This window comes from Paenibacillus anseongensis (genome assembly GCF_009757995.1).
Classification (GTDB): Bacteria; Bacillota; Bacilli; order Paenibacillales; family NBRC-103111; genus Paenibacillus_E; species Paenibacillus_E chondroitinus.
Window position 1 is genome coordinate 268,410 of the sequence record NZ_WSEM01000034.1, and the last position, 24,963, is coordinate 293,372.

A 24,963-nucleotide genomic window follows, 5' to 3' on the forward strand; every position below is an offset into this window, starting at 1 on the left:
AAGCCTTCACTCACATGTCATTAATGCCATTAACCCTGCAGCAGCTTTCCACTAATTAAGTGTTTAATAGTCCGAATAAAAATAATAACAATAACAAATGTAGTCAAGATAAGGATAAAAGCTGCAATGAACTTCGTCGGCCATGTGTTTACATACTGGGCATACTTCGAAGCTGCATTGCTAAGAACAGCCAATGGAAAGCTTACTGCCCACCAAGCCGTACTAAACGGAATCGACTTATTCACTGCCTTGAAAAACAAAACCATGAATAAAAAAAGTCCAAAATAAAACAAAGTTGATGCAAACATATCAATAGATTTTGTCATAGATACATATGCAAGAAAGCCAACCTCAAAAGGTGCAATCAAAATTAACAAAGAGGGGTTCATGCCTGCTGCCATAGGTTCGTGGTGGATCAATCGAGTAAAAATCATAGTCAAGAAAATGAGGGATGAAACTCCCCCTACCGCTATACAAAACAAATTTAATTCATGAATCCAAGCAAACGGCATTGCAACCCCCGTAATTGGTACATTCAAAATGGCAACAGCAGGAATTAACATGGCAGGAACAGCATGTAGTGGATCCTGTTTAACCTTAAATAAACGAGATACCATGAAGTAGCTTAATAATAGGGTTAGACTTGTACCTATTATCCAAATCGATTGCCCAAGGATTCTGTTGTAAGGTAAAATAACTGAAGAAAGAAGTAGGATAGCAACGGTGATCGCTCCATAGAAATTACCGCCAATTGGGCTTGAAAACTCTGAATAAACAACACTTGGGAATTTGAGCAACTTTATGGCGAAAAAAACACTTAGAAGCACAAACATTATGATACCCATCAAACCAATCAATTCTGCAATCAGCGAGGAGGTTCCAAACAGATTATGGGATAACCTTCCAGCAAGCGAAAGTCCTGATATACCCATAACCGAGCCAAATGAGTTCACAGATAAAAACTTTAATTGATCCAATTTAGATGATCCCATGGGTGTATTCCTTCTTTATTACATATTTTTTACCTTCTAAAATTCATTATTAGCAATTAGTAATTGAGATAGAGCAATTATAAGAAAAAGGAACAGCTTCTCAATTTTCAAGTAGCTGAACCTTTTCTTGAAATCCTTTAAGTTGATATTAGGAAAAATGTTTACCAGCAGTAATCGTAGTTCCCCATTCTCCGAATGCCGAGTAGAAACCAAGCTCTCTACCCAACAAGAATTCTGCTGCACGAGTATATGGACCTTGGCGATAAGCTTTCGTTTCTTCCTCTGCTAGCCAAGTCTCCTTAGAACAATTCCAAATTTCGTAGAGTACAACTTCATCAGGATCATCAACGTTTTCATGTACAATCCCATTTACAAAAGTAGGTTCTTTGGACATTGTATCAAAGAGCGGCTTTAGGTTATCAAAAAAGGCTTGTTTATCTGAGTTAGCTTTCAGCTTAAAGCGGGCAATAATTACGGTCTGTTCTGTTTTATTCATTTTAAATACCCCCAAAACTAATAATTTTTTCGTTCATTCTTAGTACTTGTACATTAATCTTAGGCACTAATTCTTGAACTTTCGCACCATTAAATTTGAGCAACTCCGCCGTCTACGAATAACTCAATTCCATTAATATAACTACTTTCATCTGAGGCGAGGAACATCACAGCATTAGCAATTTCTTCAACGGTTCCAACCCTGCCCAGTGGCGTTATATTTTTAGCATGTTCTAGAACAGAACTAGTATTCTCAGCAAACAAGTAATCATACGCCGGCGTATGAACAAATCCAGGGCTTAGGACGTTTACACGAATTTTTGTCCCTTTTAAATCAAGGATCCAGTTACGAGCCATCTGCCTAATCGCAGCTTTTGAAGCTCCGTAAACACTGAACGCTGGATCACCAATAGAACCCGCCGTTGAACCAGTCATGATTATAGATCCAACGTTATCAGGGAACAAAGGCAGAGCTTTTTGAACAGTGAAAAGCGTTCCTTTAACGTTAACATCAAAGGTTTTATCGTAATGCTCTTCAGTAATTTCTCCCAAGGGAAGCATATAACCAAGCCCTGCATTCGCAAAGAGTATATCTAGATGTCCACTTTGCTCTTTAACCAAAGCATAGAGCTTGTCTAAATCCTCGAGCTTAGAAATGTCCCCTTGAACACCAGTTACATTGTTCCCAATTTGTTTTACCGCTACATCAAGCTCTGCTTGTCTGCGTCCTGTAATATATACATGAGCACCTTCTTTTGCAAACTGCGTGGCTGCTTGGAGGCCAATTCCGCTTGTGCCTCCTGTTACTACTGCTACTTTCCCGTCAAATTTCCCCATATTCTTTTTCCCCTTTACTAACGTTTATATTGAAATGATTAATCTGAAGTTGGCTTGTCTACAAATACAGTCAAGGAATGAATGGAACCATTCTCTACAGCAATGAAGTCTTGCCCAGTAATCACTATTGGATTCTCAGATGATTCGTACCTCCAACTAAATCTCGCTTGATCATGATGTTCGTCTACTGTACCCGGAATAACTGTGAACACTTTTCCTGGATTTTTGGCTTGTACTTCATCAATAAGGTTATCCAGAGCGTCATGACCAACAATTACCTCAGAGAAAAACGGATCAAACACCCGGCAGTTTGATGTGTACGCTTCTTGAATTTTAATTCTTCTTTTCTTGGAGTCTGTTTCACTCCAAATTTCAATGTGTTTATTTATTAATTGATCAATTGTTGAACTCATTTACTTTTCTCCCGGATATATTAATTAATAATGCACATTGGTTAGTATGTTTTTACATTCACTCTATCATGCAATCAGCTGATTTTTATCAATTAGGTTAATGCTTCGTGGCCACAAGAGTCATTATGGAACAAAAGTAACTAAAAAAAAAGTACTTACTTTCTGGTTATATAGTATGTAAAAAGTAATATTTAAGCCTTCATGCCGTATTCGATTCACTTGGGAATTTACACCAATTTATCTCCATTATATGAAACTTCCTTCAGCAACGCGGTTACACCAAAGACTACCGACCCATTGCTGTCAGCAGCCTTCTACTGAAGTTTAATGAGCTATACTTCTTCGCTAGCACAACAGGCCACCAAGTTTAACACCGGCAGCCTGTTTCATCTTTATTTATGAAGCTTTCGTTCCGAGTTAGCCATCAGTTAAACTGTGTGTCAAGAAGTACTTTCAAAACTTCCGGAGTCAGTCCCTCCCCCGCATAAGAAATCAACGGGGAAATTTCGATATCCCGGCTTTCCAGGAGGGAGGGGGCTGCGCCTGCTTCCAAAAGCCATCGCTTATACAAATCCTGCACAAGTCGGCGTGCTGTCGCGGGGCTGTCCTTGCACTCCTTGTTTTTGACAGGCGCGAACTCTTCGTCTCTTCGTACTTTCAACACCGTCATGCGTTCGGTGAGTGGGAAGAAATCAAAAATGAATTTTTCAAATTTAAAAGCGTTTGGAGACGCCGGTTGGACCGTATGGCCCTGATCGTCTATGTATTTGACCGTCTTATTGGCGGCATGATAAGGAATATGCGTATCCGCATACCGTTCAATAAAATCAGTACGAAACAGATGGATCGAAAGATTGCCCAACCCGTACGTCAACTGGCCCGAGCTATCGGTTTCATACATTAGCTCTTTAGGCACATCAATGTATTCCACGACGGCGGGTCGGCCGCCTTTCAGGCAAAGAATGCCGACTTTTTCCTCGGGGTAGGCTTTCTCTACGACTTTTGTGGCAATCGGATGGTTATGATGCGCGGCAACTCCTACAAACAGCGGATCAGCAACTCGGATTAAGGCATTATCGACATTATAATAGAAAAGCCACTCCACTCGCCTACGTTTCAGGTCGTCCAAGGCGCCGGACTGCTTCATGGAAGCAAAGACGTCGCCGTTCCCGCTGGGGGTAAGGCCGATTTCATCCTTAGCGGAGAGCAGAACGCGTCCCAAGGAATCCAGTGCTGGTAGGACATTTTGCTGGAAGAAGAAAATGTCGTCCGGGGCATAGCCGAAATACTCCGATGCCTGGAAATATCGTACCGTTTCCTGATGATTCTCCGGGCTGGTCATTATGTACCAGGGGATGGTCCGGCCGGCTCTACGGGACAAGTTGTACAAGCGCTCGGCCTGCAATTGGAACAGCGACTTTCCTGACTGTAGCCCGATGTTATAGGTCCCCTTCGGTCCTTCATGCCCTAGGCGGCTTCCCTGCCCTCCGGCAACAACAAGAGCCGCGACCTTGCCTTGACGAAGCTGGTCCCATCCGGTATGAGCAAATTGCCTCCGCTCCTCCGCGCTGTAATCTTCCGAATCGTAAGCTTCCATAGGCGAAATATCGTAGGAACCTAACAATGGCTGCCTCATATGATGAAAAAGCTCGTGGAGCTCGGCAAAATCCAATTGTTCCATTTGATCCAGCAGTTTGCTCTTTGACGTTTTGGATAGCGAGGGGTAAAATTTGAGTACATGCTCCTGCCCATAGGCTTTCGCCCTTTTATAGAGTTCGTCATATCGGCTATCCACAATAAACCTCCTATGTAAAGACTACGTATTGCTTTATTATCATAGATTAATTCGAAGTATAATTAACTAAAACAAGCGATGGATCTGTTCCATCGCCGCGGTATCAGTTCTCCGATAGTTAAATTTCATTATCAGCTTCAAGTAGTTTGTGCTGTTTCATAGGCTTCATTCACTTTCTTTTTAAAAAGATTCTCCATAATTATTTTACCCGTAAAAAAAAGAAAACCCACTCTTTATCAGAGCGGGTCTCATTCTACTACTTTTTGGACGTCATTTTCAAAAGAACCGTAACAGCCTCTGCTCTTGTTGTATTGGCAGCAGGAGCGAATACGTTTTCTCCCTTACCTTCGATAATACCAAGTTTCTTGATTACTTCCACTGCACCTTTGGCCCACTGTGGAATATCTTGGTCATCTGCGAAGTTCGTTGTCGTATTCAAATCGATCCTTAAACTTAGAGCTTTCGCAATCATGGATGCCATTTCAGAGCGTGTAATTTCCGCATCAGGACGGAAAGAGCCATCCTCATAGCCGCTAATCATGCCAGCTTGTACCGCTTGTGCTACCTCTTTTTGTGCCCAACTTCCAATCTTGGCCGTATCTGTGAATGTCAGCGGAGCACCTTCTCCTTGCTGTTTAAGCGTATGGATCAGCATGACAGCGAACTCTGCACGAGTTACAGCATGTTCCGGCTTAAATGTTCCGTCAGAATAACCATTGACGATTCCATTGCTTACCGCTTGCTTAATCGATGACTCAGCCCAGTGGCCTGCGACATCACTAAAAGTAACGGTGCCTTTCGAAGGATTCTCTGTTATTACATCTTTATTATCTACAACTAGAACAGCGTACTTGGTAAAGTGATTAACCTCTACGGATATGAAATTCCCGTTAACTTGGCCGCCTGGAACTTCCACCCACATCTTCTTCCCTTCATCATAATAAAATACAGCTGCTTTTTGATTACTCTTCACGCTTTTTGGATCAAAAGCAAAGGTTAGTGTTACAGCTTTACTGAAGTTGTCCGAGAAATTTTTCAAAATCTCATACACTGGACTAGCCAGAATCTCTTGATTCTGTAGAAGGGTATCAGTGCCTACTACTTTTTCTATCGTTAATTTTATTTCTTGGTCCGAGGCGTCTTTCGGAATTGATACCTTAACCGCATCTCCTCCAAAACTAACCTCACCTATTTTACCTACGGGAACCGTCAGTTTCCCATCCGTAGAAGTCACTTTATTGTTATCTGGAATCGATTGTGAAGTTGAATCCCTGTCAGACGTATGTGTCGGTGTCTCCGCTTGAGCCCTGTTAATTGTGATATTGTAGGTGCTAGTTGCCTTACCATCTCCCGCAGTAACCATAATCTGAACAGCGTTAGATCCTACAAGTAAATCGGATGAACGATATGAATAAACATTACCTGACTCAGAAATTTGTACAGCCCCCGTAACGGAAAGTGTCTCATTAGGATCCGCTTTGGTCAAATTGAAATTAAGACTTGAAGCTGTGTTGGGAATACTTACCGCATAATTCATTGTCGATGGTGAAAATGCAGGTGACAGCGTACCTTGATCGACTGCCAAATCAGCCAGCCTTGCATTATTACTGAACTCTGTTAAATAGATCGTTAAATTTTTCGTACTTACAGGAACGGTGACAATCCCTTTCTCATGATTGATGACTCCTGCCGACGCATCTAGAATATTGTTTACCATAATCGGTAATTGAACGCTAAAATTAGCCCCGCTTGCATCAATTTTCGCTTGATCCAGCTTTGTATTAAATGTAAAAACAAGTTTGTTTTCGTCTCTGACGACGGTATACCCCACTCTGCCTCCCTGTAGCGCAGGGTAGTTCTGAACATTTGCAACAACATTTGAATTTTTCGCAGCATCAACAACCCACTCATTAGGAATGCCGCGACCTACGATGATATCATATTTTTTGTTTTGCTCATAAATTCTTTCCGCAATCAGGGAATCAACCAATACTTTGGAGTTAACGGATTGCCCCCACATATGAGGTGCTGATCCACCGCCGCCTGGGGTATTATGAACATTCAGGTTATCATTTGTCTTCGCCCATGGACTGCTAGATTCCGGGTAAGCAATACCTTCCCACCAACTGAATGGCCCGCTCATTGAATTTTCAATCATAAATTCGTAGGCTTTAATTCCCATATCTCTATACTTTTCACCACGCAGCGCTGCACTTCCGTAACCAGCATTATAGGCACTTGAATAGAATCCATGTGGGTAACCACCAAAGTTGTATGGAGAATCCGTTGTTTTTTCATTAACACGTCTGTTTATTCCATATGAATAGGTATCGTCCAGCATGGTTAAATTGATATTATCTTCGGGTTGATCAGCTCCATACAAGTATCCATCCCACTGCCATAAACCGAATAAGAACATCGAGGCCCAGTTCGCATCCCTAGAATCATGCATACGGTTTTCATCATTACTTTGTACGACAGAGGCAGGAATATAATTCAGTCTTTTTTCTGTTATTGTTTGTTGTAGTCTTGCTGTGAATTTTGCTAACAGATCTTCATATTGCGCCTTAGCCCATTCTGCTTCATTCAAATAATAGTCGTCGTGATCTAATCTATATAACTCGCGCGTTATATATTCATAGGCTGTCAATCCTGTTAATGCAGAATAATTATCAATTGTCCAATTGCCATCAGAGTCAATCGCAAGCGTGTTTTTCATGATACCATTGACACGATCGGCTTCAATTCTCTTCGCACCATATTTGATTCTCTTTTCAAACACAGTACCTACCGTCCCATCTTCGGCAGTCATAGATTCTTTAAAGATGGAGGTATCACCCGTTTTACTCAAATAAACGGCATACGCCCACGGAAGTTTCCAATTGGCGTCCCAATACAGGTCTACGTCGGTTACACCTGTTTCAATATTGATTCCGCCTGTTAAAGGCACGCTTTTCAAATAATCTTTGGCATGTTGAAAATCTCCGCTTTGTATCAATTGGACTAAAATGCCAATCGTATCATGAGAAAATAATCTTGCGTATCCATTCTCTCCAACGTGTAGAAAATTGCCATCTTTGATTATCATAGTATCGATATATCCGGCTTTAAATGCTTGAACCAGTTCCTTATTCGGTAAATCAAGATCCACCAAATCGGAAAGTCTTGTTTTCCAATACGTACTCATTTCATGGTAATTAGTATCATAGGAACCTTGAGCAATCACTTGTTCCATGGTTAATGAAGTGTAATTCGTTACACCCTCATTAAAATATTCGTATTTATCCGCCTCAACGGCATACTCTCTGACAACGGACTCTCCTGGGTTTACCACATACGCATATTTCGTATTATCATTCAATGGAATCAAATTTGAAGATACGACCGGTAAAAGTCTAGCTTCGTTCGAAACATTCGTTGCCGTTATCCGAGAATAGTCAATGACATAATCCTTGTTATCTACCGTATGTTTATTGCCGAAATTCTCAATTTTATACTGCACATCATCCTTTGTAAATTCACTTACAAACACCGGCAAATATCCTTCGTTTAAATACCATTTAATATTGCTAGTATCCGTCACACCAAAAGTAACCATTTGTTTTGGTGCAATGGGTCCATGCTGCATCGGACGATTCCCGCCAATTTGATACGAACCGTCCAAGAACGCAAGAGAAGCATTTTTATCTGACTCAAAACCAAAAGCCGCCGTCATGTTTGCATGAGTTTCATATTGATATTTTCCCGATACTTTTAAAGCATCAATCGCATTTAGCACCGCTGAAAAAGCTTTAATTTTTTCACTTACTAATGCATCATTGCTTAATGCCTTGGCTGCTGTAATGGCACTGTTTAAAGCAGTCACTGAACTTTCTGTGTAACCTTTTACAACTGCACGACTAATGGCATCAATTTGGCTAACAAAGCTGGTTATGTCCCTGGTTAAAACCAGACTATCAAATGCCTTCTGCAATTGGTTTTGCGCGCCGTCAAGTTCAATTTGAGTTGCATCAAAATTGTTCAGCCATCCATTGGCGTTAGACAACGCGGTTTTCAATGCAGACCAAGACTGTACCGTGTAAAGCTTACTATTGTACTTACTAATTTCCTTTATAAACGTTTGCAAAGAGTTGCGATTTACGGCCGTCTTTTTAATAATCCGCAAAATTCCCGTTCCTAGCTGAGCTTCTGAGATGAAATTCCCTGAAACGGTTTTTCCAAAAAATTCCGAGCTTGATTCTTCATTTTTATCCATGACAACCCAGCGGTATTTGCCTGAAACAAGATTACTTTGTGTTAAAACAATCGCGTAACGCGTGTTATTAGCGAGAGTGTAATTGAAATGTACGGTTGTTAAACCACCATCTATCACACTATCTTTGCTGACAGTAACTTCTTTCAGCGGCGAACCTACTGGCAATCCATTACTATTGGTGTTATAAAGTTTTACAACCAAATCATTCGCATCGCTCGCCATTTGTTTAATGACAAATTGGACATATTCCATTTCATAGCCTTCATTAACCGTAAACGTTTGATACCTAGCCTGTTGATCGACTTCATCGCCAAATGCATATTCATTTTTTTCAGTTCCTGTAAAATCGATCATCATATTCGTTTCTTTTTTGGTAAGGGCGGTTTTTGCTGCTAAAAGGGCATTTAACGCATCGTTAATTTCTGCTTGCGAAGCATCTGCTTCCTCTAGAATACGATTGGCGTTGTCTCTAGCGGCGACAAATACTTGCCATGAAACATCCGTATATAATTTTTGAGTCCAATCTTTCACGTTGTTATACTCGTTGTGTAAATTAAGTTTATCCGCAATCTCCACGCTGCTGACAGCCAATCCGGAAAAAGACATGTTTCCCCATTGACTGATCGTCTCCGTTTGGAGACCTTCTACTTTTAACTGTACATTCGCGGGTACCTTGATCTGATACTTGTACACTTGTGAAGTTCCGCCTGCACTAATTTTCTTCGTCTCAACAAGCGTATTATTTGCATAGATTTTCACATCGACTTTCGCTTGCCACATGCCGATGCCAAACACAACGGTCGACTCCTGAGGCTGCGGCGCTACCGTAAAGGTCCAACCAACATTGTCATAGGTTCCAGGAGTCCTGTTATTAGGAAAAAACACCCCAAACCCTGTATCCTTATTGCCTGTCTCATATCCAGACATTCCGTTATCCCAGGTATACGACAAATAATTGGCATCCGATCCTCTATCCATCTTGCCTTCGAAGCCTGTCGTGTTATCTCCATATACGCTAAAGGTAACAGCACTTGAGCTTGCTTTTCTAATTTGGGTCAAATTATTGGCGCCGTTTCCTTTGAAATGCAACCAATCAACGTTCCCCAGTTGTGATAAATTAAGCGAATATTCCCCGTTTACTTGGCTTTCTTGTACATCAAGTGCAGAAGAATTTACATTGGCCTCTTCTGCGGATGCGACTATAGCTTGGCTCATTGGTGCTACTAGCATACAAATGAACAATAATACCGATGTGAATTTTTTAAATCTCATTTTCAACATGATAGTCGTCGACCTCCATTACTATTTTCGTAGTTCATTATGAACATAGTCCCATCGATGTATGCGTTTGCAATGATTACCCTTTCACTGCCCCCGCTGTCAAACCGGAGACCACTTGTTCCTGCATGATCATGTACACAATAATACTTGGAATGATAACAATAATTGTAGCTGCGAACATAACGCCGTAATCACTTCCGAACTGGCTTTTAAAATAATATAACGCCAATGGTAGTGTTCTGCTTTTGCTACCAGTAGTTAATGTAAGTGCAAATTGAAATTCATTCCAGCATAATAAAAACTGTAAAACGGCCGCCGTCGAGAAACCCGGTTTTGATAGAGGTAAAATGACGCGATAAAAGGTCTTGATGAAGCCGGCACCATCCAAGTATGCAGACTCTTCCAATGACTTGGGAATGGTGAGAAAAAAGCTGGAAAGAATGAATAAGGATGTGGGCAGTCCGAAACCAGCATATACAAGAATCAATCCAAATAAATGATCGTACAAGCCTAATGTTTTCACAGTAAGATACAAAGGCTGCAGCAGCGCAGCGCCAGGTATTAACAAAGATAAAGACAATATGCCAATGATGATATTTTTCCCTCGAAAATTGAATCGTGCAATGACATAAGAGGATAATCCCAGAATAAACAGATTTAATATAGTACCGCATACCGCAACAATGACACTATTTAGATAAAATCTAGCTAATGGAGCAATCTTAAACGCTTTCTCGTAATTGCTTAAATCGAAATGGCTCGCTAAGCTTAAGGAGGAAACCATGATTTCCATATTGCTCTTAAATGAAGATAGAAACACCCACAAGAATGGTGCTACAGATAAGACAATAATTAAGCCTACAAACATATATTTAGTCAATAATAGGAAGTATTTCATTATGTTCATCTCCACCACCCTGCTTATTCCAAAGCGTCTCCGATTTTAAACACCGCTTTCGTTGTCATAACAAACACGATGCCAAGCACAATCGCAAAAACCCCGATTGCATTCGCATAGCCAAAGTTATTGTCAATAAGCGCTGTTTTATATATATACATAGGCAAGTTCATTGTTTCGTTTCCCGGTCCTCCACCTGTCGTCATCATAATAATGTCAAACTTCTGCAAGATACTGGTTCCTGCCAAAAGGACGCAAGTTCCAATAATATTCCTCAGCATAGGAAGTACAATGTATAAATTGATTTTGAGTTCACTGGCTCCGTCAATTTTTGCTGATTCGAATACACTTTCAGAAATTGCCGCAATTTCAGCCAGTACTAGAATGGTAATAACGGCCGCATAAGGAAGCCAAGTCATCGTGACTGAGAAAAAGGCGGAGTTATAATCCATAAACCAGTTTTGTGAAAAGCCCTCAAAGCCGAACAACCTAATGATATGGTTCACAGCCCCGATTTCCGGATTAAGGATACTCAGAAAAAGCATACCTATCGCAGCACCGGAAATAATATTGGGCAGCATATACACTGTTCTCGCGAATTTCCAATAAAATTCCTTCTTCAAAAGAATGAGAGCGAAACTAACGCCAATCATAATATGAACGGTAGATTGGAGCAGCATCCATAGGATCGTATTCCATACGCTTTTCCAGAAATCCGGGTCCAGGAACATCTCTGCATAGTTGTGTATGCCAATGAAGGACACTTTGGAACCTATCCGCCATTCCGTCAATGAGGTTCCAAACAAAATGACACATGAAGCGGCAAAAACCAATGCGAACAAAACTAGAGTTGGTAAAAGGAACAACGTAATATACAACTTATTTTTTGCCATCTTGTGACTCCTTAAATATGGATCCGACTCCCCTAAACAAGTTAGCTCTGGGGAGTCACCCCCTTGTTTTATCCGATATGTACTCTATTTGTTTTTCTCTGCTGTATTACTTAACCTCTTGGCAATTTCCTCAGCGGTAGCTTTATTAAAGTTAAGTTCAGGGTATAACGTTTTCCAAGCTTCCGTTACATTGGCAAAGTTTAAAGCGTCAAGGTTGGCAAATTTATTTTTAGCTTGGCCTCCAAGTTCCACATTTGCCATAAAGAGTGGGTTCTTTTGCTTAAACTCATCGCTAGGCTTTACATTTACCGTCAAAGGCATTGTGCTGCTGAGCTCAAGATTAATCTGCTGCGCATGTGCATCCGTTAAAAATTTCAACAATTTGATCGCTGCCTCTTTCGTTTCCTTATCCTTAGCCGTTAACATATAACCGACCTCAAAGGATGAAAACATGCCGGAATTGGGGTACATCGCTACGCCAACCTTTTTATCAAAGCCTTCGAGCGCTTTCGTTTTATCACTGAAGTCGCTGATCATCCATGGACCATTCGCTATAATTGCCGCCTTGCCTTGCAAGAAATTGTTGGCCGCATTCGCATAACCGGCGCCAAGTGCATCTTTTGTCGTATATTTTTGAAGGATGGTTTGAATCTTCTTCAATCCTTCAATGAACTCAGGCGTCTCAAAGTTTTTGGAAAATGGTGTGTTCATGAACTTATTTCCTGCGTCTCCGCTTGTCCCTACAATAGCCCCCAGGAGTAGATTGGTTGTCCAGGCATTCTCCCCGGTCATCATAGCTATTGGAGCAGTTCCAGTCGTTGTTTTAATTTTTTCAAGATTCGTTAGAAATTCATCCCACGTGGCTGCTGGTTTCACTCCTGCTTTCTCGAACAACTCTTTATTGTAGAAATATCCGATAAGCTGCGCACCGTTGGCTATAGACCAAACTTTTCCGTCTCGTGTGTTCGAATTGATTGCATCGTTGCCAACCTCCGCTTTCCACGCAGTATCCGCTTCCAAATATTCGTTTAACGGTGTGGCTAAATTTCCTTTTATAAGTAAATCATTAAGACCGTTTTTACCTTCAACAACATCGGGTAGGTCTTTTGAAGCCGCAAGCACCTTAATCTTATCCACATAAGCCTGATCACCAGGAATCTCTTCAACTTGCAGTTCAATTTCTCCGTTGTACTTCTTTTTGAACTCGTCCAAAATTTTCTTTTCTGCAGCTGCGGATACATGTGTGCCAACCCGATAAGTGGCATATTTGATTTTCACAGGCGCCTTACTGGGTGCCGCCGTATTCTGTACTGTTGCCGGGCTCGAACTCGCACTCTCTTTTGTTTCTGCTGGCTTTACCGAGCTGCAAGCAACCATAGATAGAGCTAACATACCACTTGTAATCACTGTAATTCCTTTACGAACATATCTCTTTCTCACTTTTGAATCCCCTTTCAAGATTTTATTTAGCAGAAAAACTTTACTTCATCATCTTATTACCTATAATTAGGAATGTTAATGTGAAAATGCAGCTATAAGCTTGCATTATTTTTACTTATCTCGTCATTCAAGCGCTTCCATGATGTAGTTTTATGAATTTCATTGTGATATTTTGACTTTTCTATAGAAATTTCGACTCCCTCGTATGAACGAATAGCGCTTTCATCCGATCCCGATTACAATAAATTTGGGAGGTTGATTATGGTCTCATTTTTCAAAGCAATACCCATTCGACATAAAATAATAGTTGCTACTGTGTTTATGATCCTATTCCCAATGTCGGTTTCGGGGCTGTATTTTTATTGGAGTATGTCTTCTGAATTAACCAAAAATGCAGAGAACAATTGGTCACAAATTATGGGGCAAACGAACGACAATATTGAAAGCTCTTTCAAACTGATAACGGACACTTCGCTGCACATGCTTTCTACCAAATCGGTTAGAACATGGCTAGCTGGAGATACTTCCGTAGAAAGTGACAATTACAGCCAATTTGTTAATAAAAGTGATATGGAGGAAGAGCTTAAATATAGTTTAATGTTTAATACAGCCTGGGTTAGCAAACTGATCTCAACCGTTTATATGTTTCAAAATGAATCGAACTTCTCCTCCATTTCCAGATCAACGAAAGATGTCAACATCGTTACTGCCAATAATATAAACATTTATAATCAGCAAAAAGGCATGAATATTGAGGGTATTGTTCCTGTGCCTGCATTTTATAACGACAATGTAATTTATTACGTTAGAAATGTCTCCAACATTTATAATCCTGATCAACGGTTATACTTAATTATCGGCATTGATGAGAGTCAAATTTTCAATAAATATGCTGCATTGCTTGAGATTCCTGGTGCAATGGTGTACCTCATCGATAAACAAGGTTTCATTTATTCAAGTTCGAATAAAAATTTGATAGGTAATAAAGTGGATTCATCGATTTTGCAGTTAAGTGATAAAACAGATATCAATCATATAACTATGGATAATCGGTCCTACATGGTAGCAGCGAAAAAAATAAATGAGAGTGGACTAAGCTTTGTTATCTGTATTCCTAAGAAACAAATTCTGGCCAAGCTGTCGGACAATATGAAAAATTACACACTCTTTTTGTTGCTAATCATGCTCGTATTCCTTGTATCAAGTATCTTCCTATCGCTGCGGTTTACTCGCTTTATTAAGGATTTGCTACGGAATATCAATCAAGTGAAGGTTGGAAACTACGATGCCAAAATGCCCGAGTATTCGGATTTGGAGTTGAATCTGCTTAGCCACACCTTCAATAAAATGACAAGTGAGATCAAATATCTCTTTAATCAAGTGTACGAGAAGCAGCTCTTACTGAAAGAAACGGAATTGAAATTTTTGCAATCACAAATGAATCCACACTTTTTATTCAATACACTTATTACCATTGGATATAAAGCACGCTTTTCCAAAGATGAAACGGTGTATAAAATGGTGATGTCTTTAACCGAATTACTACAAGCGAGTATGTATACGGACAGTAAAACAAAAATAACCATTCGCGAGGAATTGGAGATTGTCAATTTTTACTTGTATCTACAGAAAATGCGGTTTGAAGATAAACTGGATTTTCGTATAGATGTAAAAGATGAGGCTCTTTTGGACTTATATGTACCTAAGTTTTGTCTGGAGCCCATTGTCGAAAATGCCGTCGTTCATGGTATTGAAAATAAAGTAGATAAAGGTACCATCACCATTACAATCACTGAGGTTGCTAATTCTATCTATTTCGAGATTGAAGATGACGGTCTTGGCTTTAAAGATGACCAAATCAATCTGGATTCCGCGGTACATAACGAGCGCCGAAGAAAAGGCCACAACAATATTGGATTACATAATACCAATCATAGAATTAAACTAATCTATGGAGAACAATACGGGATTGCCATCCAGAGCCAATTAAACATAGGTACCAAGGTTTCAGTTTTTATTCCTGCAGATAAGGGAGAAAACGTTCATGTATAAAGTAATGATAGTTGATGACGAATCTGTCATTAGACAAGGTCTGCAAAGCTTTGTAGACTGGAAGTCTCTTGACTGTGAACTGGCTGCCACGGCTTCAAACGGCACGGAAGCAAAGGATTTTTTACAATCCATCCAAATCGATATCGTGATAACGGATATTAAAATGCCCGGAATGGACGGCATTGAACTCGCCAAATATATTTACGAAAATTACCCTCATACCAAAGTCATTTTGTTAACAGCCTATGCCGATTTTGCGTATGCACAATCTGCGATCAAATATAACGTCGTTGACTTCCTTGTGAAAATCAACCCAACTGAGAAGATTCCGGAAGCTGTGCAAAAAGCAAAGGAATTAATCGCTTTGCAGCAGAAACATTTGTCCGAGATTCGGGATAAATTCATCAAAGAAGTTTTCGACAACATGATTAGTCATCCTGAGGTCATTGTAAGCAAAATGAAAGAACATGGCATCATAATTGATCATTATATCATTGCGGTTTTTGAAATGAGCGACCTTGCTGAAAATCATAGTGAAACAACCTCTAGCGAATACAGCAATTTTGTCTCTCAACTTAGACACTTTTCAAACCTTGCCTTCAAAGATTCCCAACATTACACGTCAATCATAAGTAAAAATCAACTTGTTTCGATTGTATCCTTTGCGTATGCAAACGAAGCCGAATACACGCAGTTCATACCAAATAAATGCAGGGAAATTATGAAAATGGTCGATAATTTCATGAACTTCGCGGTGCATGTTGGCATTAGTCAACCACATGCTTCTTCACTTGAATTGCCCGAAGCTTTTACTGAAGCCAAGAAAGCGCTTACCAATAGTTTATATCATGATATCCCGATTTCTATCTATCAGTCGAGCGATACAACACATTACGGTTTGAGATCTGTACCCACGCATACCTATATAGATGAAATCATAACCTACATCCAACAGGAAAATGTTGCAGAAGCTTCTCTGAAATTATCAAATCTCTTTGACTTCTATAAAGAAAACAATGTGCCTATTGAACATATGAAAGCAAGCGGGTTGCTCCTATGCTCCATGTCTTTTAAACTATTTACAGACCCCCAATGGGCAGATGTCGCTTTCCTAAACAATGAATCCCAAACTTACGCTCAAATTCAACATAGCAAGTCAATGCGCGATCTGTTCCATATTTTAAATAACTTTATTCAATCGTCCATCCATCTGCTTAGTTCCCAAGGAAATCATAGTAATTACCTTGTGAGGGAAGTAAACAAGTGTATCCGAGAACATTTCAATAAACAAATTAATCTGCAGTTCATTGCTGAATGCGTACATGTAAATAGCAGTTATTTAAGCCGATTATATAAAAGAGAAACAGGGGAAGCCTTAATGGATTCGCTGAATAAATACCGTATTGATATGGCAAAAAAAATACTCAAAAATTCAGCATTGAAAATCTTCGAAGTTGCCAGAGAGGTCGGCATTGAGGACCCGGCCTATTTTACTCACGTTTTCACGAAATATACGGGGCTAAGTCCGAAGGCTTTTAAGGAAAAACTCTAACCCTATGTGTGTATCTGTTAGACTAAAAACCAGAAATGGCGATGCAGGGTAATTTCCCTAGCACCGCCATTTTTTTATTTTTTGTTTTTTTCAGTAAGCTGGGTTTTAGAAAATGAAGTCATTAATATTTGAAGCATAGCTGTAACTACACCCGTATGAGTGGCTAAGTGTTGGGAAGTCGCATAGAGTAATTCTCTATAATTATTAGCTTTTAGAATATTATTTCTTACGGGTGTATCCAGCTTCGTCTTCAATGATGTGTGAATCAGATTACGTAGTTCTTCCAGCTGAGCGATCAATCGCTCCCATGATGGTGGTTCTTTCGTCCAATTTGCTGGTTTTGTACTATATGTGAACATCTCTTGATATAACTTTGGAAGATTAAGTGCTTGATCGATAGAACCAAATACATGGTACTCTGTAACAGTAAGAACATGTCCTAAGTGCCAATGAAGATTAGTTTCAAAACCATTAGGAACTACTTTACGTTGATTTTCAGGGCACTTGTTCATCATTTCAATAAACGTGGCAAGTTGTTTGTCAAACAAGTGGAATACGAAATCTTCTTTCATAGTTCCGAACCTACTTTCGTAAAACCCTCTACTATAATGCCTCGATAAGTGCCACCCTTCATTCGATGCTTAACAGCATCTTGGTAAGCAGGGCTGTAGTACCAAGACTTCGCTTCCTGTATGCCTGGAAATTCCAACACAGCTGCTCCCTCTACTTCCGGTCCTTCAATGACTTCATGCATACCGTACATGACAAGAGGTTTCAATAAATGACCTTGAAGGGCTGACGGCGCTTTAGACGCGTAGACTTTTAATTCTTCTATATTAGTTGTCTCTTCTCTGATAAAAATAACGTAAGCTGGCATTGGAACATCAATTCCTTTCCATAATAGATATTAAAAGGCCCCCTAGTAACTGAATTGGGGACATTCGCTTTCCTAAAGTAACTATACACACATGAATCCCTACTGTATAATTTATAATTTTCATTATATTAATAAATATAAGTAATGTAAGAGAAGCACAATGCCAGTTTGAGCTAAAGAGAAGAATTAATTAAACTTTTCTTGCATATAGCCAACGAATTTTTGAGCAGCCGGCGATAGGAATCTGTTTTTTTGTATTTGTAGGCTATATTCGTAGATTACATGAAAATAATTAATATAAAACATAGATATCATGCATTAGACTGATTGAATGTACATTGTTATGATAATTCAGGTGTTGCGGACAAGAGTGTTCACATCATAAACAAATCTACTTGGAAAGGACGATCATTCATGCAGTTCTATCTATTTTATCGTTTGTTAACCCATTAGCGTAACAGGTGTGTTCACTGCTGCCAATTAGATGCTATGAACTAACACTTTATATAAAAGGGGTATAAACATGTCAAACTCATTGAAAATTTTACTTCTAGCGATAGTTACCTTCTTCGTTGGAACATCTGAATATGTTATTGCTGGCTTCCTAGATATCATTGCTAAAGATACAGGAATATCTATTGCTTCTGCGGGTCAGCTGATTTCTATCTTTTCGCTTAGTTACGCAATCGGTACACCGATTCTAGTAGCGTTAACAGCTAGAATGGATAGAAGGACGCTGCTTATTGCGTCACTTGTTACATTTGTAATCGGTAATGCTATGGTTATTTTCCTGCCAGGATACTTACCTTTGCTTTTATCAAGAGTAGTGCTTGCTCTCAGCGCGGGTATTTTCCTGACTGTAGCAATTACAATGGCTACAAAATTAGCAAAGCCTGAAAAGATCGGAAGTGCTATTTCTACAGTGGTAATGGGTTTTAGTACATCCTTTGTAATCGGTATTCCGCTTGGAAGACTGGTTGCCGCGAACATGAACTGGAAATTAAATTTTGCTGCATTGGGGATTCTTGGCTTTGCTGCTGTTTTCATTTTGATGGCTGCTATTCCACGTACGGAGGGTGAAACACCTATACCATTAGTTAAACAACTCGCATTTCTTAAAAATCCAAAAATATTGATGGCACTCGTTGTGATTTTCTTCTGGATTTTAGGTTACTCGATTGCTTTCACTTACATCACACCATTTCTCCTAAACGTGGCCAATATGAGCACAAGTACGATTAGTATGGCTTTATTCCTATTTGGTTTTGCAAGTATGATCGGAGCCAAAATTGGTGGATCTGCAACGGATAAATGGGGTGTAAGAAAAACATTGCTTTCTGGACTCATCATTCACGCCATTTCTCTTGCACTTCTTGCGTTAAGCGCCCACTCTATTGTCGCCGTACTCTTAGTCCTTGTTCTCTGGTCCTTGTCACTTTGGTCTTCTGGTCCAACTCAACAGGTTAACCTTGTGAGTCAGGCTCCAGAAGCGTCTAGTATTATGATCAGTTTGTATTCTTCCACTCAGCAGCTATCCATGGCAATTGGCGCAGGTCTTGGCGGTATTATGCTTAAGAACATGCCAATAAGCTCTGTTGTATGGTTTGGTGCACTTGGAGTAGCTATTGCTGCTATCCTTGCCATCCGCGTGATTCGACCAGTAGTCAAAGTATCAAATTAAAGGATGGAATTGTATAAATCATGAGGTATTTCAGGCAATCATATATATTTTCTTCAATAAACGTTAAATATATGATAATGATCTGAATTTGCAGTGTACTTATGACTTTATACATGGCCCATTCATGAATATTACTAATAAAATCAATTATTATTATCAATTAGATTTATCTTAACTGTAGCGATATGCTAATATATGTGACCAAAAACAATTAATTTTTATAAAGGAGATACAGCAAAATGAATTTTTCATCTTACGAACATGAATTCCAAGGTAAACGGGCATTAATAACGGGTGGAACAAAAGGAATGGGCTATGCGATTGTGAAGCGTCTCGCCGAAGCTGGAGCCACTGTGCTCACAACGGCTCGTACAATCCCGGAGGATTACGATATTCCTGGCGTTCACTTTATTCAAGCTGATATCACGAAGCCGGAAGGCACGGCGCTTCTGGTTGAGGCTGTGAAAGAAAAGTTAGGCGGTATCGACATTCTCATCAATACAGTCGGAGGTGCTTCAACGCCTCCTGGTGGTGCATTGGCCTTAACTGAAGAAGACTGGCTGGAAACTTTGAACATGAATCTACTTGGATCTGTTCGATTGGACAGAAACTTACTACCAATGATGATAGAGCAAGGCAAGGGTGTTATCATCCATGTAAGCTCAATCCAGAGAAAGCTGCCACTATATGAAACTACCCTAGCATACGCAGCATCAAAAGCAGCGTTGACCAATTACAGCAAAGGTTTGTCTAAGGAGTTTTCGCCAAAGGGGATTCGGATCAACACGATTGCGCCAGGTTTCATTCAGACGGAAGCAGCAGATCGGATGATCGACCGCATCGCGACAGTTGCCGGTAGTCGCGAAGCCGCGTTAGAGGAGCTTATGGACTCGCTCGGAGGTATTCCAATCGGTCGTCCGGGACTACCTGAAGAAGTAGCGGAACTTGCAGCCTTTTTGGCATCCGATCGCTCAGCTTCCATCACGGGAAGCGAGTACGTTATTGACGGTGGTACGATTCCGACAGTTTAATTATTATCTGTTCTTTTACAAAAAGGAGGAGTTATTTATGATTCAATTACCAGATTCCGTAAAAGCATATTTCACTGCTTCAAATGAGGAACAGTTAGAGTCATTTCTTGCTGCATTTAACGATAATGCTTACGTGTTTGACGATAATCGGGAGTTTAGAGGGTTAGAAGCCATTCGAAATTGGAGTAAAACCGATATCTTTGGTGCTCATGTTCGCTTCGACATAACGGATGCCACGGAACATGATGGCGCGTACGCCGTTATCGCGTCACTTGAGGGCGATTTTGATAAAACTAATCTCCCAAGTCCATTCTATTTAAAACATACATTTAAGCTGTCTGGCGGTAAAATTAATGAGTTACAAGTATCCTTGCCTTAAATATGGCCCGACCCAAAACCCTATAGAATAAAGTAATCGGCCTGTGAAGTTGGTTCCTTTGTGGAACAATAGGTTACAGGCCGATAATTTTTCAGTTATTGGGATCAATCGGCATAGTTATCAATTCATTTAATTGTCACGCATTGCGCGGTTGTATTACCGTGAAAACAGGAGGAGAGATCTAATTGTCAACGACTCAGAAACTAATTTTTGAAAATATGGTCCGCGCTTACGAGAAATTGAGTCAACTTAGCCAAGTTTTCACATTCGTGGAGACGAATCGCACACAACGATTTGAATCCGAAATCCCATACGGACTGTTCAATAGCGTTTTTACATACAAACGCTCTGAAGAGATCAATCCCGAGGATGAGATAGCATCTATCAAATCCTTTTACCATAATCGCGGCCATAAATTGGCCTGGTTGACCACCTCGCACAATCAGGACGAAGTCATTAACCAAGCGCTTGCGGCTAATCATTTTCACCAGGTTGGCGTCATTTCGGGTATGGGGCTTTCCCTGAAAGACTGGCGTTCGGAATTGCCGGAATTGCCGGGGCTGGAAGTCCGAGCTGTACGGGAATCTCAAGAGATTGAAGAGTTCCGAAAGGTTATACTAGCAGGGTATAACGTTCCAGAGTCGATGGCCGATATTTTTTGTAAAGTGTTTGTGGATGGCCCAAATCAAGATATCACCGCGGTTCAACATTATCTTGGTTATATGGATGGAGTACCTGTAACTACACTTACGACCTTTACCGAGGGCGATGTCGCAGGCTTTTATAGCATAGCAACCTTAGAAGCCTATCGTTCGAGAGGAATAGCCCGTACTATGCTAGCTCATGTATTGGGCATTGTGCAGCAAAAAGGTGTGAATTTGGCTGTTATTCATGCAACCCCAATGGGACGAAGTGTTTATCCGAAAGTTGGATTTAAAGAAGAACTGAGCATACATATTTTCTCCAGCTAATGCGGATTCGTTTCATTTAAAGTTTTTGTCATTTATTTGTAATAATCGACACGTTAAAGGGCTGCCACAAGGCAGCCCTTCATCATACCTATGAACGTCGATTAAGCAATTGTTAATCTAACCGCCATATATTGACGCCCAGGAAGTTCAACACGGAACGTCCCTTCGAAAATGCCTGGCACCTGGGTTATCGTCATATTCCAGGTATCAATTACTTCTACACGATAGGAGACACCGGCCTCTTGTTTGAAATGCCGGTAACGCGGCTGATTGAAACCAAAGTAGTACAAGTAGTATTCATCCTTCACACCTGCGCAAGGCAAATCCCAGGAAGAAGGTAGTGGATTCAGTATGCCACCTGGACTTTGTTCAATGATTCGGCGAAGGAAAGCGATTCTCTCAGGACTTGTCCCCGTAAGTTCGCCTCCCTTTGACCACCATAGAACTTCCTTCTCATTGTAATAGGTCTCTCCATGACCAACATAACCGCCACGTACAGCACCTTCCCAGAATCGACGGGTTAATTCTTCTCCCGTGATGTTTCCCCATCCGTGTTCGATGTCCCCTTCATAAGCACACTCGTCTACGATTATCGGCTTATTCCACTTTTCACGCCATGCATTTGTTTCTTCTGCCGTTTTATACATGTCAATACGTTGTATACTACAATGAGTTACCCAAGGTTTGCTGTAATCGTAGAATCGGAGACAATTATGATTGGAAATGAGATGGCCGACCGGATCGGTTGATGTCAAGATTTCAGCAAAGTACTCCCAGTCATCCTCTTTTTTAGCATTCATTAAATCAAACTCATTGGCTAGTGACCACCATACATTCCGGTATGCAGCAAGACGTGCTGTAAGATATCGAAGATATCTTTCATCGACTTCCAGCGGCATCTGTGAGAACCCCCATCGATCATACGGATGGAATAGAATGAGATCTGCCTCTATGCCGAGCTTGCCAAGATCAGCAATTCTCATCTCGAGATGTTGGAAAAATGCCGGATTAAACCGGCTATAATCCCATCCATCCTCCAGTGAACCCTCGAAAGGATAATACATGGGCTCGTCTGTATTAAACTGATAAGATTTTGGGAATACGCACATTCTCAGCTTATTGAACGGGGAAGCTTTCAACGTCGACAGCGTTTGTTCTTCAAGATTAGCCGGCTGATGCGTCCAAGCGTAGCACGTTGTGCCTACCGGCAGATATCGGAGGCCGTCCGCATATGCAAAGTGAAATGTATCACTCACTCGAACCGGACCATGATTATCTGGAGATGATTCTACACAGACAAAGCTGCCAACCTGTCCATCGAGCACTACTACATTACTAGAGGTACGATAACTCCAAGCGCCCAAGGTTGTCGGCATGAATCGAATACGAAATACGCCTTCGCCATCATAGAATCCCCTGACACCCACTGAACGATCATTTGAGTAGAACTCCGCCGATAGAGATACTTCAATAAAAGGATTTCCATCATATGAAACAATGAACGCAAGTTCGAAAATATCCCATTGTTCAACTTGTGCGCTTGATGGCCTGTTTTGAGCGAAAGTCATAGGTCTGCCTCTCCTCTAAATCGTACTCTCCACCTTATCAAATCGAAAAAAATCAAAATCAGCATGCCCGCCAACAGACTTGGTCGCATAATTAAACAACCCGATTCGGTAGCCCATAAAATGATCAAGCGTATACTTCATCTTCAAAGGGCCGCCGATTTGCTTCCATGCTTCACAGTCAGCTGAATAGTAAAAGCTTGCAAGATCCGTACTATTTTCAAAATCGAAATGAATTTTCAAGTAAATCCAATTTTCCTCGTAGGGAAGGCGCTCGACCGTTTCTTCACTACCATCGCCTCGATTGACACACATCGTAGCATATCGCTCGCCGTTCGCTCCGATTTGAATACCGATTGTTCCGAAATGATTCTGAAGCGCAACCATTCCCGCATGATCACCTGGCTTCATAGAGGAAACATCCATTGCCGCAATGCCGATACATCCAGGACCTTCTGTCCGCTGCGTTAATGTATTACGTGCAACTAGAACACTACTAGCAATATTTCCTGTCTTTAATTGCAACCAGCCAGGGCGCGTGGTTACAGACCACAGGCGGTTATCCGGATTATGATTCCATTGCCAATTAAGCAGCAATTTATTTTCGTTATAGTCGAACTCATCGCTAATGACCAATTGGGTAGGCGCCTTAGGTGCCGTGCTCGGCAATTGGGCTTGGAATGAAACTTGCGCTTTACCTTCCTTCCCAATGACCGGCCAATCCTCCACCCAAGTAACTTGAAGTACAATGGGAATTCTCCCCACAGCATCATGATCTTGAAAGAATAAGGCATACCACTCATCCTTCGGTGTATCTACGATGCCTCCTTGAGCGATCCCATGATTGCGGTACCCCATGTCGTCATCAAGAATAACTTTATGTTCATAAACACCGAGCAACTCTCTGGATCGGTAACAAAGCTGCCTACGGCGTCGATTTCCGGTATTGGGCCATTCAATGAAAAACAAATAATAATAACCATTCAGCTTATACGCATGGCATCCCTCGCATCGCAGCATGATGCCGTCACGTTCCGTCTCGAAAAGCCGTTGATCGATACCTCCGGATTTTATCGCCATCACGTCAGACGTTAGTTCTGTAATTCGAATACTACCGTTGCCATGAATGACATAAACGCGGTCGACGTCAAACAGCAGACTTGGGTCATGATGAATTCCTGCAATGACAGATCGCTCCCATTTCCCGTTCTCGATATCATCTGTCCGGTATATGTAGAACCGTTTCATATCATTACTTGAGAAACAAACATAGAACGTCCCATTATGATGCCGTAAGCTTGCCGCCCATGACCCTTTACCATAAATGCCTTTCCCGTCCAGCAAATTATTGGCGTCGTTATCCTCTAAGGTATCGTAAACGTAGTTCACAATTCTCCAGTCCATCAAATTCTCAGACTTCATAATCGGGCATCCAGGCATTGTATGCATGCTTGTGCTTACCATATAGTAAGCGGTTCCTACTCTAATAAAGCAAGGATCCGGAACATCCGCCCAGATAATGGGGTTCGTTATCGTTACATTCTCCATCGCTAACT

The 24,963-nt window shown here is 40.8% G+C and carries 19 protein-coding genes; 6 read left to right on the forward strand and 13 right to left on the reverse strand.

Annotation, left to right across the window (positions count from 1 at the left end; translation table 11 throughout):
• Window positions 1-29: 29 nt before the first annotated feature.
• The 9 genes from GON05_RS32380 to GON05_RS32420 all read right to left on the reverse strand — a co-directional run bounded on the left by GON05_RS32380 (window position 30) and on the right by GON05_RS32420 (window position 13,299).
• Window positions 30-992, reverse strand: coding sequence for an SLAC1 anion channel family protein (locus GON05_RS32380; protein WP_157325290.1), 963 nt, complete (start codon window positions 990-992; stop codon window positions 30-32).
• A 148-nt stretch (window positions 993-1,140) separates the two neighbouring features.
• On the reverse strand, window positions 1,141-1,488 hold the full coding sequence (locus GON05_RS32385) for a putative quinol monooxygenase (protein WP_157325293.1): 348 nt from the start codon (window positions 1,486-1,488) through the stop codon (window positions 1,141-1,143).
• Window positions 1,489-1,577: 89 nt separating this feature from the next.
• A complete protein-coding gene (locus tag GON05_RS32390) occupies window positions 1,578-2,324 on the reverse strand; it encodes an SDR family NAD(P)-dependent oxidoreductase (RefSeq protein ID WP_157325295.1) in 747 nt (248 codons plus the stop codon).
• Window positions 2,325-2,362: 38 nt separating this feature from the next.
• Window positions 2,363-2,737, reverse strand: a complete 375-nt coding sequence (locus GON05_RS32395) for a nuclear transport factor 2 family protein (RefSeq protein WP_157325296.1) — start codon at window positions 2,735-2,737, stop codon at window positions 2,363-2,365.
• A 424-nt stretch (window positions 2,738-3,161) separates the two neighbouring features.
• Window positions 3,162-4,532, reverse strand: coding sequence for a UTP--glucose-1-phosphate uridylyltransferase (locus tag GON05_RS32400; RefSeq protein WP_181646309.1), 1,371 nt, complete (start codon window positions 4,530-4,532; stop codon window positions 3,162-3,164).
• Window positions 4,533-4,788: 256 nt separating this feature from the next.
• Entirely contained in the window at window positions 4,789-10,068 is a 5,280-nt protein-coding gene (locus GON05_RS32405) for an S-layer homology domain-containing protein (protein WP_157325297.1), read from the reverse strand.
• A 76-nt stretch (window positions 10,069-10,144) separates the two neighbouring features.
• The gene (locus GON05_RS32410) at window positions 10,145-10,966 is read right to left on the reverse strand and encodes a carbohydrate ABC transporter permease (protein ID WP_220138851.1); all 822 of its coding nucleotides are present in this window, start codon (window positions 10,964-10,966) and stop codon (window positions 10,145-10,147) included.
• A 23-nt stretch (window positions 10,967-10,989) separates the two neighbouring features.
• Window positions 10,990-11,859, reverse strand: a complete 870-nt coding sequence (locus tag GON05_RS32415) for a carbohydrate ABC transporter permease (RefSeq protein ID WP_157325299.1) — start codon at window positions 11,857-11,859, stop codon at window positions 10,990-10,992.
• Between the two features lie 84 nt (window positions 11,860-11,943).
• A complete protein-coding gene (locus GON05_RS32420) occupies window positions 11,944-13,299 on the reverse strand; it encodes an ABC transporter substrate-binding protein (protein WP_220138852.1) in 1,356 nt (451 codons plus the stop codon).
• 369 nt (window positions 13,300-13,668) lie between these two features.
• Between GON05_RS32420 and GON05_RS32425 the strand changes: the two genes are divergently transcribed.
• Entirely contained in the window at window positions 13,669-15,351 is a 1,683-nt protein-coding gene (locus GON05_RS32425; protein ID WP_220138853.1) for a sensor histidine kinase, read from the forward strand.
• Window positions 15,344-16,903: a response regulator gene (locus GON05_RS32430; RefSeq protein ID WP_157325301.1), complete on the forward strand. Its 1,560-nt coding sequence runs from the start codon at window positions 15,344-15,346 to the stop codon at window positions 16,901-16,903. Before GON05_RS32425 ends, GON05_RS32430 begins: the two co-directional genes overlap by 8 nt.
• 74 nt (window positions 16,904-16,977) lie before the next feature.
• Here GON05_RS32430 and GON05_RS32435 read toward each other — a convergent pair whose 3' ends face one another.
• Together GON05_RS32435 and GON05_RS32440 are read right to left on the reverse strand one after the other, a co-directional pair.
• Window positions 16,978-17,475 carry a DinB family protein gene (locus tag GON05_RS32435; RefSeq protein WP_157325303.1) on the reverse strand — a complete coding sequence of 166 codons (498 nt, stop codon included), beginning with the start codon at window positions 17,473-17,475 and terminating at the stop codon, window positions 16,978-16,980.
• Complete coding sequence (locus tag GON05_RS32440) at window positions 17,472-17,780, reverse strand: DUF1330 domain-containing protein (protein ID WP_157325305.1); 309 nt, start codon at window positions 17,778-17,780, stop codon at window positions 17,472-17,474. The genes GON05_RS32435 and GON05_RS32440 overlap by 4 nt, the downstream gene beginning before the upstream one ends.
• A 523-nt stretch (window positions 17,781-18,303) precedes the next feature.
• On the opposite strand from GON05_RS32440, the gene GON05_RS32445 reads away from it, so the two are divergent.
• From GON05_RS32445 to GON05_RS32460, 4 genes are all read left to right on the forward strand, one after another.
• Window positions 18,304-19,461: an MFS transporter gene (locus GON05_RS32445; RefSeq protein WP_157325307.1), complete on the forward strand. Its 1,158-nt coding sequence runs from the start codon at window positions 18,304-18,306 to the stop codon at window positions 19,459-19,461.
• A 239-nt stretch (window positions 19,462-19,700) separates the two neighbouring features.
• Window positions 19,701-20,492 carry an SDR family oxidoreductase gene (locus tag GON05_RS32450; RefSeq protein WP_157325309.1) on the forward strand — a complete coding sequence of 264 codons (792 nt, stop codon included), beginning with the start codon at window positions 19,701-19,703 and terminating at the stop codon, window positions 20,490-20,492.
• 37 nt (window positions 20,493-20,529) lie between these two features.
• Window positions 20,530-20,871, forward strand: coding sequence for a nuclear transport factor 2 family protein (locus tag GON05_RS32455; RefSeq protein ID WP_157325311.1), 342 nt, complete (start codon window positions 20,530-20,532; stop codon window positions 20,869-20,871).
• 185 nt (window positions 20,872-21,056) lie between these two features.
• The gene (locus GON05_RS32460) at window positions 21,057-21,842 is read left to right on the forward strand and encodes a GNAT family N-acetyltransferase (protein WP_157325313.1); all 786 of its coding nucleotides are present in this window, start codon (window positions 21,057-21,059) and stop codon (window positions 21,840-21,842) included.
• 101 nt (window positions 21,843-21,943) lie between these two features.
• Here the strand turns inward: GON05_RS32460 and GON05_RS32465 are convergent, their stop codons facing one another.
• Together GON05_RS32465 and GON05_RS32470 are read right to left on the reverse strand one after the other, a co-directional pair.
• Entirely contained in the window at window positions 21,944-23,410 is a 1,467-nt protein-coding gene (locus GON05_RS32465; RefSeq protein WP_157325315.1) for a DUF5605 domain-containing protein, read from the reverse strand.
• Window positions 23,411-23,425: 15 nt separating this feature from the next.
• Entirely contained in the window at window positions 23,426-24,955 is a 1,530-nt protein-coding gene (locus GON05_RS32470) for a glycoside hydrolase family 43 protein (RefSeq protein WP_157325317.1), read from the reverse strand.
• Between the last annotated feature and the right edge of the window lie 8 nt (window positions 24,956-24,963).

Excerpts from the sequence above, each read along its gene's own strand:
- GON05_RS32470 (WP_157325317.1), bottom strand. The coding sequence starts at position 24,955 with ATGGAGAATGTAACGATAACGAACCCCATTATCTGGGCGGATGTTCCG.
- GON05_RS32385 (WP_157325293.1), bottom strand. The coding sequence starts at position 1,488 with ATGAATAAAACAGAACAGACCGTAATTATTGCCCGCTTTAAGCTGAAA.
- GON05_RS32415 (WP_157325299.1), bottom strand. The coding sequence starts at position 11,859 with ATGGCAAAAAATAAGTTGTATATTACGTTGTTCCTTTTACCAACTCTA.
- GON05_RS32455 (WP_157325311.1), top strand. The coding sequence starts at position 20,530 with ATGATTCAATTACCAGATTCCGTAAAAGCATATTTCACTGCTTCAAAT.
- GON05_RS32390 (WP_157325295.1), bottom strand. The coding sequence starts at position 2,324 with ATGGGGAAATTTGACGGGAAAGTAGCAGTAGTAACAGGAGGCACAAGC.
- GON05_RS32405 (WP_157325297.1), bottom strand. The coding sequence starts at position 10,068 with ATGTTGAAAATGAGATTTAAAAAATTCACATCGGTATTATTGTTCATT.
- GON05_RS32380 (WP_157325290.1), bottom strand. The coding sequence starts at position 992 with ATGGGATCATCTAAATTGGATCAATTAAAGTTTTTATCTGTGAACTCA.
- GON05_RS32435 (WP_157325303.1), bottom strand. The coding sequence starts at position 17,475 with ATGAAAGAAGATTTCGTATTCCACTTGTTTGACAAACAACTTGCCACG.
- GON05_RS32425 (WP_220138853.1), top strand. The coding sequence starts at position 13,669 with ATGTCTTCTGAATTAACCAAAAATGCAGAGAACAATTGGTCACAAATT.
- GON05_RS32430 (WP_157325301.1), top strand. The coding sequence starts at position 15,344 with ATGTATAAAGTAATGATAGTTGATGACGAATCTGTCATTAGACAAGGT.
- GON05_RS32440 (WP_157325305.1), bottom strand. The coding sequence starts at position 17,780 with ATGCCAGCTTACGTTATTTTTATCAGAGAAGAGACAACTAATATAGAA.
- GON05_RS32465 (WP_157325315.1), bottom strand. The coding sequence starts at position 23,410 with ATGACTTTCGCTCAAAACAGGCCATCAAGCGCACAAGTTGAACAATGG.
- GON05_RS32410 (WP_220138851.1), bottom strand. The coding sequence starts at position 10,966 with ATGAAATACTTCCTATTATTGACTAAATATATGTTTGTAGGCTTAATT.
- GON05_RS32445 (WP_157325307.1), top strand. The coding sequence starts at position 18,304 with ATGTCAAACTCATTGAAAATTTTACTTCTAGCGATAGTTACCTTCTTC.
- GON05_RS32450 (WP_157325309.1), top strand. The coding sequence starts at position 19,701 with ATGAATTTTTCATCTTACGAACATGAATTCCAAGGTAAACGGGCATTA.
- GON05_RS32395 (WP_157325296.1), bottom strand. The coding sequence starts at position 2,737 with ATGAGTTCAACAATTGATCAATTAATAAATAAACACATTGAAATTTGG.